The organism is Cohnella yongneupensis, from assembly GCF_042655785.1.
Taxonomy (GTDB): Bacteria; Bacillota; Bacilli; order Paenibacillales; family Paenibacillaceae; genus Cohnella; species Cohnella yongneupensis.
In genome coordinates this window covers 132128-147453 of sequence record NZ_JBHSNC010000051.1, presented here as the reverse complement: position 1 = coordinate 147453, position 15326 = coordinate 132128, and the positions used below count along the sequence as shown (strand labels likewise).

The window sequence follows — 15326 nt, the reverse complement described above, 5'->3', positions numbered from 1 at the left end:
CGATTGAGTGCCTATAATGAGGAATCCAACTTCCTATATTCATTATTATCGAACAATCGGGTGCCGCATAGCAAGTTTGCTATGTCGGACACCACGGGCGTAATTTGATGCGTTGAATAACGACATCTGTGTCCGCGGAGGTATCTGGATCGGGAAGGTTCTTCTCGGACGGTGGAATCGGAGACTTGAGTAGGCGGCAACATAGATAAGGATGCCCCGTTCAACGACATTTTCGCCAAAGCGGGTGTTGACATTCCTGTGGTTTTCATTTATCTTTAATTTAAGATATTCAATATAAAGATAACTCGAGGCCAAACAAACACCGATCGCCACCAAAGGAGCTGATGCCATTGAAAGATAATCACGCAGCATCGCTTGACCTATACATCGCGCTTAACCGAGCCAGTCAGTGGATTAATGCGCACGCGGATCGCGATATTAAGCAATATGGTCTTAATCGCACCGAATTCGGAGTGCTGGAGTTGCTCCACCACAAAGGTCCGCAGCCCCTTCAACAGATCGGCGGCAAGGTGCTGATGAGCAGCGGCAATATCACTTACGTCATCGATAAGCTAGAGCAGAAGCAACTCGTAAGACGGAACGCATCGACGGAAGATCGCAGGCTCATCTATGCCGAGATCACCGACCAAGGCAAACAATTCATGTCTCAAGCTTTCCCAAATCATGCGGAAGTCATTGATACCGTATTGGGCGCGTTGACGCCGGAGGAGAAAGCAACGATGAGCGCACTACTAAAAAAAGCGGGCAAATTCGCCCAAGAGGAGTGGTCCAAATGACAACGGAACAACGTACCGCAGGCATTCACCACGTCACCGCATTCGTACAGGACGCGCAGCGGACGGTAGATTTTTATTCGGGATTCATGGGACTTCGGTTGGTGAAAAAGACGATCAACTTCGACGCGCCGGAAGTGTACCACTTGTATTTCGGCAATGAAGGCGGAAGCCCGGGCACGATCATCACGTTCTTCCCTTGGAAGGGCTCCCGTCACGGCCGCGTAGGCAGTGGGCAAGTCGGCATTACGACTTACGTAGTGCCGGTGGACGCATTCGCGTTTTGGCAGGAACGGTTAAATAAGTTCGGTGTCGCTTTCGAACAAACGTCCCGATTCGGCGAACAATACTTGCAATTCGAAGATCCGGACGGTTTGCGGGCCGAGATCGTCGCTCGTGAGGAAGGCGAGCGGAGCCAATGGACATTCGGCGGCGTACCGGCGGATAAAGCGATTAAAGGATTCGGTGGAGCGGTACTATTCAGCGGGGCTCCTGAGAAGACAGGTCAAGTATTGGAAAAAGTGCTCGGATTCGAGCTCGAACGGAACGACGGCCAGTATAGACGTTACAAAGCGACAGGCAATCTCGGCGACAAAATCGATATTTTGCTCGAGTCCGCGGGATTGGGCGTCGGAGGCTCCGGCACCGTGCATCATATCGCATGGCGAGCCAAAGACGACATCGACCATGTCGCCTATCGCAACAGGGTCGAAGCGAGCGGGTATCATCCGACGCCGGTCATCGACCGCCAGTACTTTAACGCCATCTACTTCCGCGAGCCGGGCGGCATATTGTTCGAGATCGCGACCGATCCTCCGGGATTCGCCCGCGACGAGCCGGCGGAGACGATGGGCGAGAAGCTGATGCTGCCTGCATGGTTCGAAGAACACCGCGAAGCGATCGTAGCGGGTTTGGATCCGATCGAGGTTCGCGTATTGGAGGCGGATAAACAATGAAGCATAAATTCGTGCAAGGTACGAATCCGAACGCGCCGACGCTCGTTCTCTTCCACGGAACGGGCGGAACGGAGAACGATTTGCTTCCGTTAGGGCATCATATTTCCAAGGAATCGTCGCTATTGAGCGTGAGAGGTAACGTGCTTGAGAACGGCATGCCGCGGTTTTTCCGGCGGCTCGCAGAGGGTGTATTCGATGAAGCGGACCTCATCTTCCGGACGAAGGAATTGTACGACTTCTTAGACTCGGCGGCGGCCGAGCACGGCTTCGATCGGGGGAATCTCGTGGCGGTAGGGTACTCCAACGGCGCCAATATCGCGGGAAGCTTGCTGTTCCACTATGCGGACGCGCTGAAGGGCGCCATTCTTCACCATCCGATGGTTCCTCTACGGGGACTCCAGCTTCCGGATCTCACCGGCATTCCGGTATTCATCGCGGCGGGCGAGAACGATCCGATTTGCGCGGCAAGCGAGACGGAGGAATTGGCGGGACTGCTGCGGGAAGCGGGTTCGGAGGTCGACGTCCATTGGGAGCGGCAAGGGCATCGGTTAACCGGCACCGAGGCGGACGCGGCTGCGGTCTGGTACGCGCATATGTTCAAGGCGTAAGGAGGAGCAAAGCATGCAGTCCATTGATCCGGCGAACCTGAGTGACCGGGATAACTATAAATTGTTGATCGGAAGCGTCATCCCAAGACCGATTGCCTTCGTGACGACCTTGTCGTCCGACGGTGTTGTCAACGCGGCGCCGTTCAGCTACTTCAATATCGTGTCGTCGAATCCGCCGCTGCTCTCGATCGCCGTACAGCGGAAGAACGGCGTGCAGAAGGACACGGCACGCAACGCGATCGCCACGGGACAGCTCGTCATCCATATTTCCGACGAGACCTACATCGCGCAGATTAACGAGACCGCGGCCAACTTGCCGCCGGACGAAAGCGAGGTTACGTTAGCGGGACTCAAGCTGGCAGCGAGCGAGAAAGTCGCCGTGCCGGGTATCGCGGAAGCTCGCATCCGGATGGAGTGCGTGCTGGAGCAGGTGATTCCGCTAGGAGGCAAGGACGATGGGCATCCTTCGACCGATCTGCTCATCGCGAGGGTCGTCCACTACCACTTTGACCAAGCGGTGTACAATAACGGGTATATCGACGCCGATGCGCTGAAGCCGGTGAGCCGGCTGGCGGGCAACACGTACGCGAAGCTAGGCGAGCAGTTCGAGATCGTGCGGCCGAGTTAACGTGAAGCAAGCATGAGAAAGCCATCCCGGGTGGGATGGCTTTTGGCGTCTTTGCACTTCTCTTTGTGGCTTTGGTCCGGTGACGTAACGGCTGTCACGGCCGTTATTTTCACGCAATGAGGTATTTGCTAGATGTCACGGATCGGCGTCTATTAGCTCAAATATCTCTCTTTAACGACGTTCAGGTGGTGAATCTCGTGACCGGCGATAATGTAAGCCCACGCTCTCGCGCTGGACTTGCGGTCGTTAACGATGCCGATTCTCGTCCATGCTTCTTCGGAAAGTCCTCGCAGCAACGCGAGAGTCGATCGGCGCGCGGCCGCGTAGTCTTCCACTATGACGGCAAGCGGGAGGTCGTCGAACGTAGCGCCGCTCATCAATTGATTTTCGTCGTAGCCGGCGAGAGGCGTCTGATCTCCTCTGGCGATTCTAAGCAACCGATAACTCATGATCCGCTCGTTATCCGCGATATGGCCGAGCACTTGCTTGAGGCTCCACTTGCCTGGCGCGTAGCGGTACGCCGCCTGGTCTTCCGTGAGGGAAGAGAATAACCCCGTCGTATCCGCTAACGACCCATTCAGAATCTGTTGAATATCTCCCTCAGGCACCAACTTCACGTAACTCTCGGCAAACGGACTGTACTCCTCGTTCGATGGTCGATTGGACATACGGAACCACTCCTCGCAACGTATTATCAGATAATTCTAAGGGATTGAGGCTTGCGATGCCAGTGAGAAAAGTAACAACCTTAGACTTAGACCGGGGGTGCCGGACTAAGTTGTTTGATGTTCTTACTTATACGGACTTCAACTTCGGCCCCTTGGCGCCCCGGTGTATCGTTAGTTTCGGCTTCGTCCTCAACGACCTCACGCTGCTCGCGATAAGGAACTGCGCCGCATAGTACGTCGTCATAATCCATATGCCCGAATGCGCAACGTCTGCCACGAACATGTTCCACGATAGGATCGTATCCGAGGCGAGGAACAGCAAGCTTCCTGCGATAGCCAGACGGTTGCCCGACATGATCGCCGACCAAGCCATAACGCCGATGACCGTGACGTATAGGAGCACCGGCGCGATCAATGCGTTGTCTCCATCCTGCAGCAGCGCGTCAACGATTTGCCAGCCGAAGTAGGCTCCGTAGAGCGCGATCGGAACGATCGATGCCGCCCGTACCCGAGAATACTGCCAATGACGGAAAAAGGCGTTCATATAACAGAGGTGTCCGATGAGGAACATCGACAGCCCGACTACGAACCACCCGAGCAGCCCGTCCCCCAGCATGCAGAACAATAGTCCGGCGAAAATGATCCAGTGGGAACGCTCTTTGTGATTTTGCTGCCGGATCCCTTCGTACGTATATAATAGCATTAGCCCCATCGGGATAAGCTTGAACAACATCTTTACCGCTTCCGGCTCGGAAGGAATCGCGAAAATATACAATAATCCCATCGTAACGATTAGCGCCGGCAGTCCGAACTTTTTCACTTTATCGTCCCCCATGTTGAGTCGCGTCCTTATGCTATTTTACAACAAAATCAGACAAAGAAATCGCTAACTTTATAGGCAAGACTGCTCTATCTGGGCGGAATGCCGCATAGTATGATAAAGATACCACACCTATGAAAGCGCAATCATGTACTTTTCTGTGATTGGAGTGATTGATGTGGGTACCCGGTTGTTATCCGAGCAGTTGATCAAGTCCAGATACCCGCACATGCGGTATGTGCGCATTCACACACGCGGAAGGAATGCGGCGACGATCTACGCCTGGAACGAGGATCTGCAGCTGTCCGAGCAGGATAAGGCCGAGCTGAAGCGATTCGCATCCGGCTATTTGACTTCTTATGTATGTTTTCAGATCAAAGATTACCCGATGGTCAAGGCCGACAACGTGCCCGAAGTGTTCGAGCTGCCGGATCGTATCCTGCAAGCGGCGCTGAATCGTACGCTTGATATTAACGGTATCGTGAACGTTATCAACGGCTTGTTTCTGTCCGGCGTGTTGACGTATAGCCGATATGATCCGATTAAAGGGACGATCTACTTCGACGTTCGTACGACCTGCGCGGTCACGGATATCGAGAGGGAGCTCATTTATCGCTATTTGTACGAGATGGTGCCGCTAGGCGCCAGCTTCGAAGTCACGTACGGCCAAGGTTGCGGGATGAAAGCCCAATGAACAAAGCCGCGGGCCCAAAAGGGACTCGCGGCTTTTTGTGTTTTATAGGATAAACTGCCGCTCCAACGGTGCCATGCACCGCTAAATCGCAACAACCCGGGCAAACCGCCGCTCCAACGGTGTCACGCACCGCTAAATCGCAAAAACCGGGCAAACCGCCGCTCCAACGGTGCCACGCACCGCTAAATCGCAACAACCCGGGCAAACCGCGGCTCCAACGGTGTCACGCACCGCTAAATCGCAAAAACCAGGCAAAACCACCGCTCCAACGGTGTCACGCACCACTAAACCAGCAACAAAAGCCCCCCCTCTCCGATATGGAGAGGAGGCACTGGCTCCACATAAGTCATCTCAGTAAGGATCCGCCTCATGTCCGGCTTTGCGCGCGATATCGACGCCTTGGTACGGGTCGATCTGACCGCTCTCGGCTTTCGCTTTCGTCGCCGCCTGGACGCCGTCCGCCACTCGCTTGCCGTACTCGGCGTCGGCTTCCGTAAAGTAGCCGATCATCCGGTTCCGGATGCCTTCGGTGCATTGGGCGAGCGCGTCGGACAAGTTGCCGACCAGCTCGTCTTGCTCCCAGCCTTCGAGCGCGCGATACGTGTCGCCCGCTTGCTTGAAGTCGTTCGTCCGCTCGATCTTCTTGCGCACGAGATTCGCATCGTAATGGGGCTCGTGAGCCGGGCCGTCAGCGGGAGCTTCATGCAGCCCGCCGAGCGAGGACGGCTCGTAGTTGACGTGCGGATTTTGCCCGCGACCGCGCTCCGGCCGCGCTTGCATTTGACCGCCGGTCTGGTTCGTCGCGACGTGCGTCTTGGCGGCATTGATCGGCAATTGCAAATAGTTCGTGCCGACCCGGTAACGCTGCGTATCCGAGTAAGAGAAAGTGCGGCCTTGCAGCAGTTTGTCGTCCGAGAAGTCCAGCCCGTCCACCAGTACCCCCGTACCGAACGCCGCTTGCTCCACCTCGACGAAGTAGTCGGCCGGGTTGCGGTTCAGCGTCATTTTGCCGACAGGGAGGAAAGGGAATTGGTCTTGCGGCCACAGCTTCGTTGGATCGAGCGGGTCGAAGTCGAGCTCGTCATGCGCGTCGTCGCTCATGATCTGTACGGCTAACTCCCACTCCGGAAAATCTCCGCTATCGATCGCTTGATACAAATCGAGCGTGGCGTGGTTGAACGCCATCGACTGGATCGCGTTCGCTTCCGCTTGCTTCAAGTTGCGAATGCCTTGCTTGATCGGCTCCCAATGGTACTTTACGAGCACCGCTTCGCCGGATTGGTTAACCCACTTGTAGGTGTTCACTCCGGAGCCTTGCATTTGACGATAGTTTGCCGGAATGCCCCATGGCGAGAACAGAAACGTGATCATGTGCGTCGCCTCGGGGGTCAAGGAAACGAAGTCGAAGAAGCGCTGCATATCCTGCACGTTCGTAAGCGGATCCGGCTTGAACGCGTGCACCATATCGGGGAATTTCATCGCGTCGCGAATGAAGAAAATTTTGAGATTGTTGCCGACGAGGTCCCAGTTGCCGTCCTCGGTGTAGAACTTAACCGCGAATCCGCGCGGGTCGCGGAGCGTCTCCGGAGAATGGCCGCCATGGATAACGGTCGAGAACCGGGCGAAGACGGGCGTCTGTTTGCCGGATTCTTGGAACAGCTTCGCGCGCGTATACTTGGACACCTGCTCGTCGCCGACTTTGCCGTAGGCTTCGAACACCCCGTGCGCGCCTGCCCCGCGGGCATGAACGACGCGCTCGGGCACGCGTTCCCGGTCGAAGTGCGTAATTTTCTCGAAAAAATGATAGTTTTCCAGCGTGCTCGGTCCCCGGTCCCCGACGGTGCGAAGGTTCTGATTGTCGGTGACGGGGTGTCCTTGCCGCGTCGTGAGCGTCATGTCATCGGCTGAAGTCGAAGCTTTCTTGTCTTTATCGTTGGCCATTGCCGCAATCGCCGCCTTTGTAGGGACTGAGTTATTCCGCTCAAGTTTTTCCTAATCGGTAGAGGAGTAAACAACGTTTTAGGCAAAAGAAGGGGATGTTGTACGGAGGAAGGGATCCCCGTACCGCCGTTTACTGTGCTGGTTAGAGTATAGCGGAACTCTCTTCCGTTATTGATTCAGCCGCCGCGGCTTTGCAACTGCACGGCTCCCTATGCCGCTCACCCGCCCGCAACCAGCACCCCCCCCATCTCGACGCAAGCCATGACGAACGCGCCGACTCCGTGGCGCGAATCAGGGCGCTTGCTCTAGCATTTGGGGCGAATCGACCGTATGATTGGCCCATACCTAATCAGGGCTGGTCAATAGTATATGGAGAAGGAATTACGTCCATTATTAACGGAAGGGTGAATGACTTTGAGCGGACAGGACGTGGTTAGGCAAACGCTGGAGGGCGATTCCAACATCGTAGAAGTCGAAGTCGAATACCGCAAAGGAAGCAAAGCGAAGTATAACTTGGTGCCAGGCAACTCCTCAACCCGTCAATCCCAGATCGATCGTCTGTTGGAAGCGGTCAGGTGGGAGAAAGTCGAAGAGGTGGAGATCGAGTACGTCGACGGATATAAAGAAGAGATCGATCTCGAATACAAGCCGCGCAAAAATAAAAAGTCCGGCACGAAGGAAGTAGCGGAGGAACCGGTCGAGGAACCGACAACCGAGATCGTTGCCGTGCTCGCCGAGGATCCGCCTACCGGGATTGAGCTGCCCGACACGATTTCGGAACCGATTCTGGAAACCAGACGCGAAGAAGAAGCGAACGCCGTCCATCCTCCGGTCGAGCTCGCTCCGCAGACCGTTTCGCCGCCGTCGGCGCCTATCGTCACGCCCGTGCTTCATTTTCCGGAGGCGATAGATCCTCCGAACGAAGCGTTCAGGTTCAGACGCCGCCGTCGTCATCATCGCCACCGTCACCGGAAGCTGTTCCGCAAACCGCGCCGGATCTGGAAAACCGGCAAGCGCACAACGGTCAAGAAGACGCGCAAGACTAAACCTCTGATCATGAGAGGCAGCCTATGGGCATCCCCTGGCATTCGCACAAAGTCGAAATCGAAAACTAAAATCAAAATCAAGAAAACGATAAGGCGTACCCGGACGCGAGCGGCGCGAGTCGTCCAACCGGGACGCAACAACCCTGCTAATGCTCTTCTATTCGTCAAATAATCTATGCGCAACGCGTCATTCTATCGGGTAGGCAACTACTTCGAGGAATCGGCGCGTTGTTAGATTTTAGCGGGTAAGGGGTGTTGACACGAAACCTGATGGTTTCATATAATGAAATTGCGAAACCTTATGGTTTCATATTGTCGATGGAGTACATAATTCCGAGCAAGTGCGCGAATGGCTACCGCAGACGATCCCCCATTTGAAGGAATCGACCGTGTTCTGGATCACGTATCCGAAGGCGAGCGCCAAAGTGAAGACGGATATTAACCGGGACACGCTCTGGCCGCTCGTGCATAGCCTATCAGGCTATCGGCCCGTCAGTAACGTAGCCGTAGACGATACTTAGTCGGCGCTGCGCTTACGTCATCAGGATCACGTGAAAAGCAAATAAAACCCTATTATTGGAGGAGTTTCATCATGAGTAACGCGACTAAAGCATTGCCGGATATTCGCCAGACCGTCGTAATTAAAGCGCCGATTCAAAAAGTATGGGACGCGGTTTCCACGGCGGAGGCGATCGGGGAATGGTTCATGCCTAATAACTTCGAGCCGAAAGTCGGCCACGAGTTCCATCTGGATGCCGGCCCTTTCGGCAAGTCGCCGTGCAAAGTAACCGTAATCGATCCCCCGCATAAGTTATCGTTCGACTGGGGCAAAGACTGGTCGCTCACTTTCGAATTGGTCGAGCAAGACGGCGCGACAGAGTTCACGCTTATCCATTCCGGCTGGTATGAAGGCATGGATACGGAATTCGGACAACCGCATGCCGTGGTGCGCGAGACGATGAATGGCGGATGGATCGGCATCGTGAAGAAGCTGGCTACGAAGGTCGAAGGCTAAGGTGGCCGGAATGCCGGAGCCGAAGCAGGACGTCTTTCAAGCGATCGCGGATCCTACGCGCCGAGGATTGCTTCGCTTGTTGGACGAGGGCGAGCAGCCCGTAACCGCGCTCAGCGGACACTTTCCGATTAGCCGGACGGCCGTCTCCAAGCATTTGCGAATTTTGCAGGGCGCGGGACTCGTTCGCGAGCGGAAAGTCGGCCGGGAGACGAGGTACCGGCTCGATGCCGAGCCGCTGCTGGAGCTCAAGAGATGGCTCGCTTACTATGAACGTTATTGGGATAATAAGCTGAACGCGCTGAAGCGTTACGTGGAAGCGGATGAATAAGCATGAAAAAAGCGGGGCTCGTCGTTATGGCGACGGGCCCCGCTTTCGTTATGTTACTTAATGATTTTCACGAGGTCTTCAAGCATCCATTCCATCGCTGCCGTGCTGTAATCGTTCCAGCGCGCGCTGTTGACGAGGTATACTTGATCGTTCTTAACGGCCGGGATGTTCTTCCATGCAGATGCTTTAAGCGTGTTGTACGTGTCGATATCCGCTTGTCCGTCTACGAGGATGAACAGCTTGTCCGCGTCGGCGACATAATCGACGACGGCTTCTTCGGAAATTTCGGTCGTTACGGTTACAGCGGCTTCCTTCTCGGTAGGCGCGAAGCCGATGTCTTTGAATAGCGGCGTGAATACGCCTGTTGCATGCTGATAAATCTTCTTGCTCCAGAACTGGATGACGACGGCTTTCTGGCCTTCAAGGTTGAACGGCTTCAGTTGTTCTTTCGCTTGAGCGGCTTTCTCGTTGTATTGCGCGAGCCAAGCTTGCTCTTCCGCTTCTTTGCCCAGCCATCCGGCTAGAATGTGTAGATGCTCGAGCGGCAGCAAGCCCCACTTCGTAGCGATCGTCGGAGCGATCTTCGACAAGCCTTCGAGTACTTCAGGCTTAAAGTAGCTTGGGATAATGATAAGATCCGGTTTCAGGGCAAGCACTTTCTCCAGATCCGCTTCGTCTTGGCCTACGTTTTCCACGCCGGCCGTTTTCTCGGCGCCGTATTTGTCCAAGTAGTAACCGATCGTGCCGATTGGCTTAATGCCAAGGGAAGCAATCTCGCCGTAGTTGCCGAGGACGATGATGCGTTGCGGGTTCGTCGGAATTTCCACGTCGCGGTCGAGGCCGTCTTTGATCGTCTTAGTCGTAGCTACGGCAGGCTCGGAAGCCGGCGCGCTCGGGGAGCTGCTTGCGCTTGCGGTTGCAGCCGGTTCGCTGGCAGCCGGGCTGGCGTTGTTGCCGTTATTGTTATTTTTGCCGCACGCGGCGGTGAATACTGCGAGCATGGCGGCAAGCAGGACAAGCATCATAATTTTGGTCGTCTTCAACTGTAGTCTCTCCTCTGTATATGTAGCTGCTGGATGGATAATCGATCATCGTTTGAGAACGATTATCAATCTCACAGAACCCATTCTAATGGATTGTCCCGCAGATTTCAAATACTATTTTCGGACGATGTGTTATGATCACGATACCGGATGTCGACTATAGCTAACAAAGACCATGAAGCGGGTGCATGCAGACAGATGGCGCTCTCGGACATCATGTCCAACGTAACGGAAGACAAGCTTAAGGACTTATTGGAGCAATACCGGGCGTTAGGGCCGCTTCCCGGCATCGCCTTGACGTTCCTCAAATCGTTCATTCCTCCGCTGCCGACGATCGTCATTATCGGCGTTAACGCGACGGTGTACGGGTTATGGCTAGGTTTTCTCTATTCGTGGCTCGGAATCGTGTGCGGATGCTTGACGACGTTCCTCCTCGTGCGCCGGATCGCGGGTCATCCGTATTTGGATCGTTGGGCTCGCAAGCCCCGGGTGCAGTCAAGCTTGCAATGGGTGCGGCGCAATGCGTTCAGCTACGTGTTCTTGCTCAGTCTGTTTCCCGTAGGTCCGTTCGTCGTCATTAATATGGCGGCGGCTGTCGCGCGCATGCGGCTGAAGTCGTTTTTCATCGCGATCGTGTTCGGCAAGGCGATCATGGTCATGTCGGTATCGATCGTCGGCCATGACGTAACCCGGTTCGTCCGGCATCCGGCGGAGCTGCTCTACGTCGTGGCGTTCGTCGGGGTATCGCTCTGGATCAGCAAACGGATTGAAGCGCGGTTCACGCGGGAGACGGACGTCGAAGACGCCGTCGTCCACGCTAGCGCGAATATAGATAAATAGGGAGACGGTTACATGTTAAGCTTTGAGCAAAAAATCGAGATTTTCGCATCGTTCCCGGAGCTGGAGCGCAAAGACGTGTCGATGGGGCGCGTCAACTTTCACTACGAGGGCAGCGCGTTCGATAAAAAGCTGATCGGTTTTCACTTGCACCCTAACGGCAACGGTTTCGCGTTCGCGGGCCGATTGCAAGACGTGGATACGGACGACCGGGGATACGTGAACATCCGCGACTACGGTGCGGAAGAGCTGCGGGAGCTGATCGCAAGGTCTATCCATTCTTTGACGAGGGAGAAGGCGCCCGAGCCCGAAGAGGGACTTGTTGAAACTTGGGAGGATCCGAACAAATCGACTTTAACGCTGAAGTTCGAGGACGACATGTGGTATGTGTTCGCGGGGATGAACTTGGACGGGGCGTTCGAGACGTACGAGGAAGCGCGCGAATATTTAATCGATGAAGGATTCGCGAAACGTTAATCCCGGAGATCCGTATATAGAGGTATGACCTGGAGGCAACGCATAAGGTTGTCTCTTTTTCACATATAGATAGTCATTAGATAGTCATGGTAGAATAAGCTTACGCTTTTCCTGAATTCACCAGAAATCCACTATTTTGCGCATGGGGAGAGAATGCAATGAAACGGATTTTTCTATTTATTTTAACGAACTTGTTGGTCATGATTACGATCGGCATTATTTTGTCGGTATTCGGCGTCGGCTCGTACATGAACGAGCAAGGCGGCATTAACTTCCAGCAATTGCTCGTATTCAGCGCGATCGTCGGCTTCACCGGAGCGTTCATCTCGCTCGCGATGTCCCGTTGGATGGCCAAGATGATGATGGGCGTGCAAGTGCTTAATCCGCAAGCTAACTTGACCGGTAGCGAGCGCGAGCTCGTGGACATGGTTCACCGGATCGCGCGCAACGCGGGCATGTCGGTTATGCCGGAAGTCGGCATCTACGAATCGAAGGAAGTAAACGCGTTCGCTACGGGTCCTTCCAAGCGGCGCTCGCTCGTCGCGATTTCCACGGGCTTGCTCGAGGAGATGGATCGCGACGCGGTCGAAGGCATCGTCGGCCATGAAGTCGCGCATATCGTTAACGGCGACATGGTAACGATGACGCTGCTGCAAGGCGTCGTGAATACGTTCGTCGTCTTCCTGTCGCGCATCGCGGCATGGGCGGCTTCCCGTTTTGTGAAAGAAGACGTGGCGCCGATCGTTCATTTTATCGCGGTTATCGTGTTCCAGATCGTCTTCTCGATTCTCGGAAGCTTGGTCGTCTTCGCATACTCCCGTCATCGCGAGTTCCACGCGGACCGCGGCGGCGCGTACCTCGCGGGCAAGGATAAGATGATTCACGCGTTGCAGACACTGCAAAATTACAAAGACCGCGTCGTCTCCGAGAAGCAAGCTTCGGTAGCAACGCTGAAAATCAGCGGCAAGCCGGGCAAAACTTCCTGGTTCTCCACGCACCCGGATCTCGGCGAGCGGATTCGCGCTTTGCAAGAGTCGCAGTTCTAATCTTCTTTACGAACCGTCAGGGCGAGCATCTATGCTCCCTTGGCGGTTTTTTTGTATACCGTTAGGGCGCCGAACCCTGCACCCGCGCGGCTGTAATGGGCTAGTTTGATGAGGTTCAACGGTGTGAGAGGCCGTTGAGCAAGCGAGATGGCGGGTTTGTTGAGGTTCAACGGTGTGGGAGACCGTTGAGCGAGTGAGTTGGCGGGTTTGATGAGGTTCAACGGTCTGGGAGACCGTTGAGCAAGCGAGATGGTGGGGTTGTTGAGGTTTAGCGGTGTGAGAGACCGTTGAACCGGCTTTGTTATCGGCGCGTAGTTGTCAAACGCACGGTCCGGGAGTATACTAAACACAAAAGTTAAAGCGCTTAAACTTTCGGTGAAATCATGCATACGATAAAACAGAGGTGAACCGACGGATGAAGGCTAACATATTCGATGTCGCGAAAAAGTCCGGGCTGTCCGTCGTGACGGTGTCCCGGGTGCTGAATAACGCCGCATCGGTGCGGCAGAGTAACAGGGACAAGGTGCTCAAGGCGATGGAGGAGCTCGACTATCGCCCGAACGCATCGGCGCGAAGTCTCGCCAAGGGCAGAACGGGCGTTATCGGCTTGACGCTGACGACGTTGCACGATGCGTTCCTCGATACGGTCGTGAAGGAAATAACGGATTGTTTGGCGGAGCAGGGGTATTTCCTCGCCCTGTCGGTGGCGCCGAGCTTCGAAGCGTCTCACCAGTCGCTGTTCCAGCACGACCGCGTGGACGGGGTCATTCTGCTATCGCCGGTCGAGGAAGATGCGTACGTTAGAGAGCTTAAGCAGAAGAGGATTCCGTTCGTCATGCTCGATAACCAACATCAGGATCCGTCCGTAACCTCCATCCTCGTGGATAACTTCAGGGGCGGTTACGAGGCGACGAAGCATTTGATCGAGCTCGGCCACAACAAAATCGCGCACATACGCGGTTCGGCCTCGTTCCTAAGCAGCCGCAATCGCGAACGGGGATTTATGACGGCCATGGCGGAATCGGGATTGGAGCCTTATTGCATCGAGGATGGAGAGTTCGACATCGCCTCGGGGTACGAGGTTGCTAGCAGATGGATCGAAGACGGGCGGCTTCCGACGGCGGTGTTCGCGGCAGACGATTACATCGCGATCGGCGTCATGGACGCCTGCAAGAACGCGGGGCTGAAGGTGCCGGTCGATCTGTCCGTCGTCGGCTTCGACGACCAGTTGCTTGCCTCGCAGCTTAGGCCGTATCTAACGACGGTGCGCCAGCCTGCGCGCGCGTTAGGGCAAACCGGCGCGGAGCTGCTGCTCGGCTATATCGATGGCGCGCCTGCCAGCGGCGAGTCGGTGCTGCTGTCGCCCGAGCTTATCGTAAGGGCGTCGACGGCGGCGCCTAGAACAAACCACCATGAACAGGAGGGCGACCGTTGAACTATTACTTAGGCGTGGACGCCGGCGGGAGCAAGACTTACGCGCTCGTTACCGACGACTGCGGGACGATCGTGGGCAAAGGTCAGAGCGGGAACGGGAACCATCAGTTAAACAAGGCCGAAGCGCGGCGCAACATCTGGGAAGCGGTCGGCTTGGCGCTCAAGCAAGCGGCGCTTACGCGGGAGGATATCGCTTTCGCCTTCTTCGGCATGGCCGGAGCGGACCGCGAAGCGGATTTTCGGATTTTGCGTCCGATGATCGCGGAGATGGGCTTCGCGCGCCACGAGATCGTCTGCGATACGATGATCGCGCTGCGCGCGGGTACCGACAAGCCTTACGGCGTCGTGCTTATATGTGGCACGGGAACGAACAGCGCCGGCATTAACCGGCAGGGCGAGAGCCTTCAGTGCGGCGGATTCTCGTACCTTCACGGGGACTTCGGCGGCGGGGGAGCGCTTAACGTAGAAGTATTCCGTTCGGTAATCCGGGCGTGGGACGGGCGCGAGGAGCCGACGCTGCTCACGCCATTGTTGCTCGAGGAGCTTGGCTACGATAACGTACAGGCAATGTTCGATGACTACTTGGATCACGATCGCACGCCGCCGATTCGGGTGGCTAAGCTATTGTTCACGGCTGCAGCCAAGGGTGACGCGGTCGCCCAAGCGATCTTGCGCAAGCAAGGCGAGGAGCTCGGCAAGTCGGCGCAAGCGGTCATAAGAAGGCTCGGCATGACGGAAGAGACGTTCGATGTCGTGCTGGCGGGGAGCATCGTAACGCGCGGCGAAGGCGAATTCGTCTCGGCGTACGTCGCGCAAGCCGTTGCAGCCGTTGCGCCACGCGCTTCGATCGCGAAGCTACGAATCGAACCGGTCGTCGGCGCGGTATGGATGGCTCACGAGGCGGCCAAAGGTATGCTTCCTCAGACCGTGTACGACAAGCTGAAGGACATTACGGACTACAACGAGATTGCGTTGTAGCCTGGCATCTATA

General features: G+C 55.7%; 18 protein-coding genes. 14 read left to right on the top strand and 4 right to left on the bottom strand.

Annotation, left to right across the window (positions count from 1 at the left end; genetic code table 11):
• The first annotated feature begins 344 nt into the window (after window positions 1-344).
• The 4 genes from ACFPQ4_RS17215 to ACFPQ4_RS17200 are packed head-to-tail and all read left to right on the top strand — an operon-like array spanning window position 345 to window position 2986.
• Window positions 345-797, top strand: a complete 453-nt coding sequence (locus ACFPQ4_RS17215; protein ID WP_378113102.1) for a MarR family winged helix-turn-helix transcriptional regulator — start codon at window positions 345-347, stop codon at window positions 795-797.
• The gene (locus tag ACFPQ4_RS17210; protein WP_378113101.1) at window positions 794-1750 is read left to right on the top strand and encodes a ring-cleaving dioxygenase; all 957 of its coding nucleotides are present in this window, start codon (window positions 794-796) and stop codon (window positions 1748-1750) included. Before ACFPQ4_RS17215 ends, ACFPQ4_RS17210 begins: the two co-directional genes overlap by 4 nt.
• Complete coding sequence (locus ACFPQ4_RS17205) at window positions 1747-2358, top strand: alpha/beta hydrolase (protein ID WP_378113100.1); 612 nt, start codon at window positions 1747-1749, stop codon at window positions 2356-2358. The genes ACFPQ4_RS17210 and ACFPQ4_RS17205 overlap by 4 nt, the downstream gene beginning before the upstream one ends.
• Window positions 2359-2371: 13 nt before the next feature.
• Entirely contained in the window at window positions 2372-2986 is a 615-nt protein-coding gene (locus tag ACFPQ4_RS17200) for a flavin reductase family protein (RefSeq protein WP_378113099.1), read from the top strand.
• Window positions 2987-3138: 152 nt separating this feature from the next.
• Here ACFPQ4_RS17200 and ACFPQ4_RS17195 read toward each other — a convergent pair whose 3' ends face one another.
• On the bottom strand, window positions 3139-3654 hold the full coding sequence (locus tag ACFPQ4_RS17195) for a DinB family protein (RefSeq protein WP_378113098.1): 516 nt from the start codon (window positions 3652-3654) through the stop codon (window positions 3139-3141).
• A gap of 127 nt (window positions 3655-3781) precedes the next feature.
• Window positions 3782-4489: a lysoplasmalogenase gene (locus ACFPQ4_RS17190; protein ID WP_378113097.1), complete on the bottom strand. Its 708-nt coding sequence runs from the start codon at window positions 4487-4489 to the stop codon at window positions 3782-3784.
• A gap of 163 nt (window positions 4490-4652) precedes the next feature.
• On the opposite strand from ACFPQ4_RS17190, the gene ACFPQ4_RS17185 reads away from it, so the two are divergent.
• On the top strand, window positions 4653-5168 hold the full coding sequence (locus ACFPQ4_RS17185; RefSeq protein WP_378113096.1) for a hypothetical protein: 516 nt from the start codon (window positions 4653-4655) through the stop codon (window positions 5166-5168).
• Window positions 5169-5519: 351 nt separating this feature from the next.
• Here the strand turns inward: ACFPQ4_RS17185 and ACFPQ4_RS17180 are convergent, their stop codons facing one another.
• Complete coding sequence (locus ACFPQ4_RS17180; protein WP_378113095.1) at window positions 5520-7109, bottom strand: catalase; 1590 nt, start codon at window positions 7107-7109, stop codon at window positions 5520-5522.
• 414 nt (window positions 7110-7523) lie between these two features.
• Here ACFPQ4_RS17180 and ACFPQ4_RS17175 point away from each other — a divergent pair, with 414 nt between their 5' ends.
• The 4 genes from ACFPQ4_RS17175 to ACFPQ4_RS17160 all read left to right on the top strand — a co-directional run bounded on the left by ACFPQ4_RS17175 (window position 7524) and on the right by ACFPQ4_RS17160 (window position 9498).
• Window positions 7524-8327, top strand: coding sequence for a hypothetical protein (locus tag ACFPQ4_RS17175; protein ID WP_378113094.1), 804 nt, complete (start codon window positions 7524-7526; stop codon window positions 8325-8327).
• A 169-nt stretch (window positions 8328-8496) separates the two neighbouring features.
• Window positions 8497-8676: a hypothetical protein gene (locus tag ACFPQ4_RS17170; protein WP_378113093.1), complete on the top strand. Its 180-nt coding sequence runs from the start codon at window positions 8497-8499 to the stop codon at window positions 8674-8676.
• A gap of 71 nt (window positions 8677-8747) precedes the next feature.
• The gene (locus ACFPQ4_RS17165; protein ID WP_378113092.1) at window positions 8748-9170 is read left to right on the top strand and encodes an SRPBCC family protein; all 423 of its coding nucleotides are present in this window, start codon (window positions 8748-8750) and stop codon (window positions 9168-9170) included.
• A 10-nt stretch (window positions 9171-9180) separates the two neighbouring features.
• On the top strand, window positions 9181-9498 hold the full coding sequence (locus ACFPQ4_RS17160) for an ArsR/SmtB family transcription factor (RefSeq protein WP_378113091.1): 318 nt from the start codon (window positions 9181-9183) through the stop codon (window positions 9496-9498).
• A gap of 53 nt (window positions 9499-9551) precedes the next feature.
• On the opposite strand, the gene ACFPQ4_RS17155 is transcribed toward ACFPQ4_RS17160, so the two are convergent.
• Window positions 9552-10541: an ABC transporter substrate-binding protein gene (locus ACFPQ4_RS17155; RefSeq protein WP_378113090.1), complete on the bottom strand. Its 990-nt coding sequence runs from the start codon at window positions 10539-10541 to the stop codon at window positions 9552-9554.
• Window positions 10542-10739: 198 nt separating this feature from the next.
• On the opposite strand from ACFPQ4_RS17155, the gene ACFPQ4_RS17150 reads away from it, so the two are divergent.
• From ACFPQ4_RS17150 to ACFPQ4_RS17130, 5 genes are all read left to right on the top strand, one after another.
• On the top strand, window positions 10740-11381 hold the full coding sequence (locus tag ACFPQ4_RS17150; RefSeq protein ID WP_378113160.1) for a TVP38/TMEM64 family protein: 642 nt from the start codon (window positions 10740-10742) through the stop codon (window positions 11379-11381).
• A 12-nt stretch (window positions 11382-11393) separates the two neighbouring features.
• Window positions 11394-11855 (top strand): hypothetical protein, encoded by a 462-nt coding sequence (locus tag ACFPQ4_RS17145; RefSeq protein WP_378113089.1) that lies wholly within the window; start codon window positions 11394-11396, stop codon window positions 11853-11855.
• A 158-nt stretch (window positions 11856-12013) separates the two neighbouring features.
• Entirely contained in the window at window positions 12014-12901 is an 888-nt protein-coding gene (gene htpX, locus ACFPQ4_RS17140; RefSeq protein ID WP_378113088.1) for a protease HtpX, read from the top strand.
• A 415-nt stretch (window positions 12902-13316) separates the two neighbouring features.
• On the top strand, window positions 13317-14336 hold the full coding sequence (locus ACFPQ4_RS17135) for a LacI family DNA-binding transcriptional regulator (RefSeq protein WP_378113087.1): 1020 nt from the start codon (window positions 13317-13319) through the stop codon (window positions 14334-14336).
• Window positions 14333-15313 (top strand): N-acetylglucosamine kinase, encoded by a 981-nt coding sequence (locus tag ACFPQ4_RS17130; RefSeq protein WP_378113086.1) that lies wholly within the window; start codon window positions 14333-14335, stop codon window positions 15311-15313. Before ACFPQ4_RS17135 ends, ACFPQ4_RS17130 begins: the two co-directional genes overlap by 4 nt.
• Window positions 15314-15326: the final 13 nt, after the last annotated feature.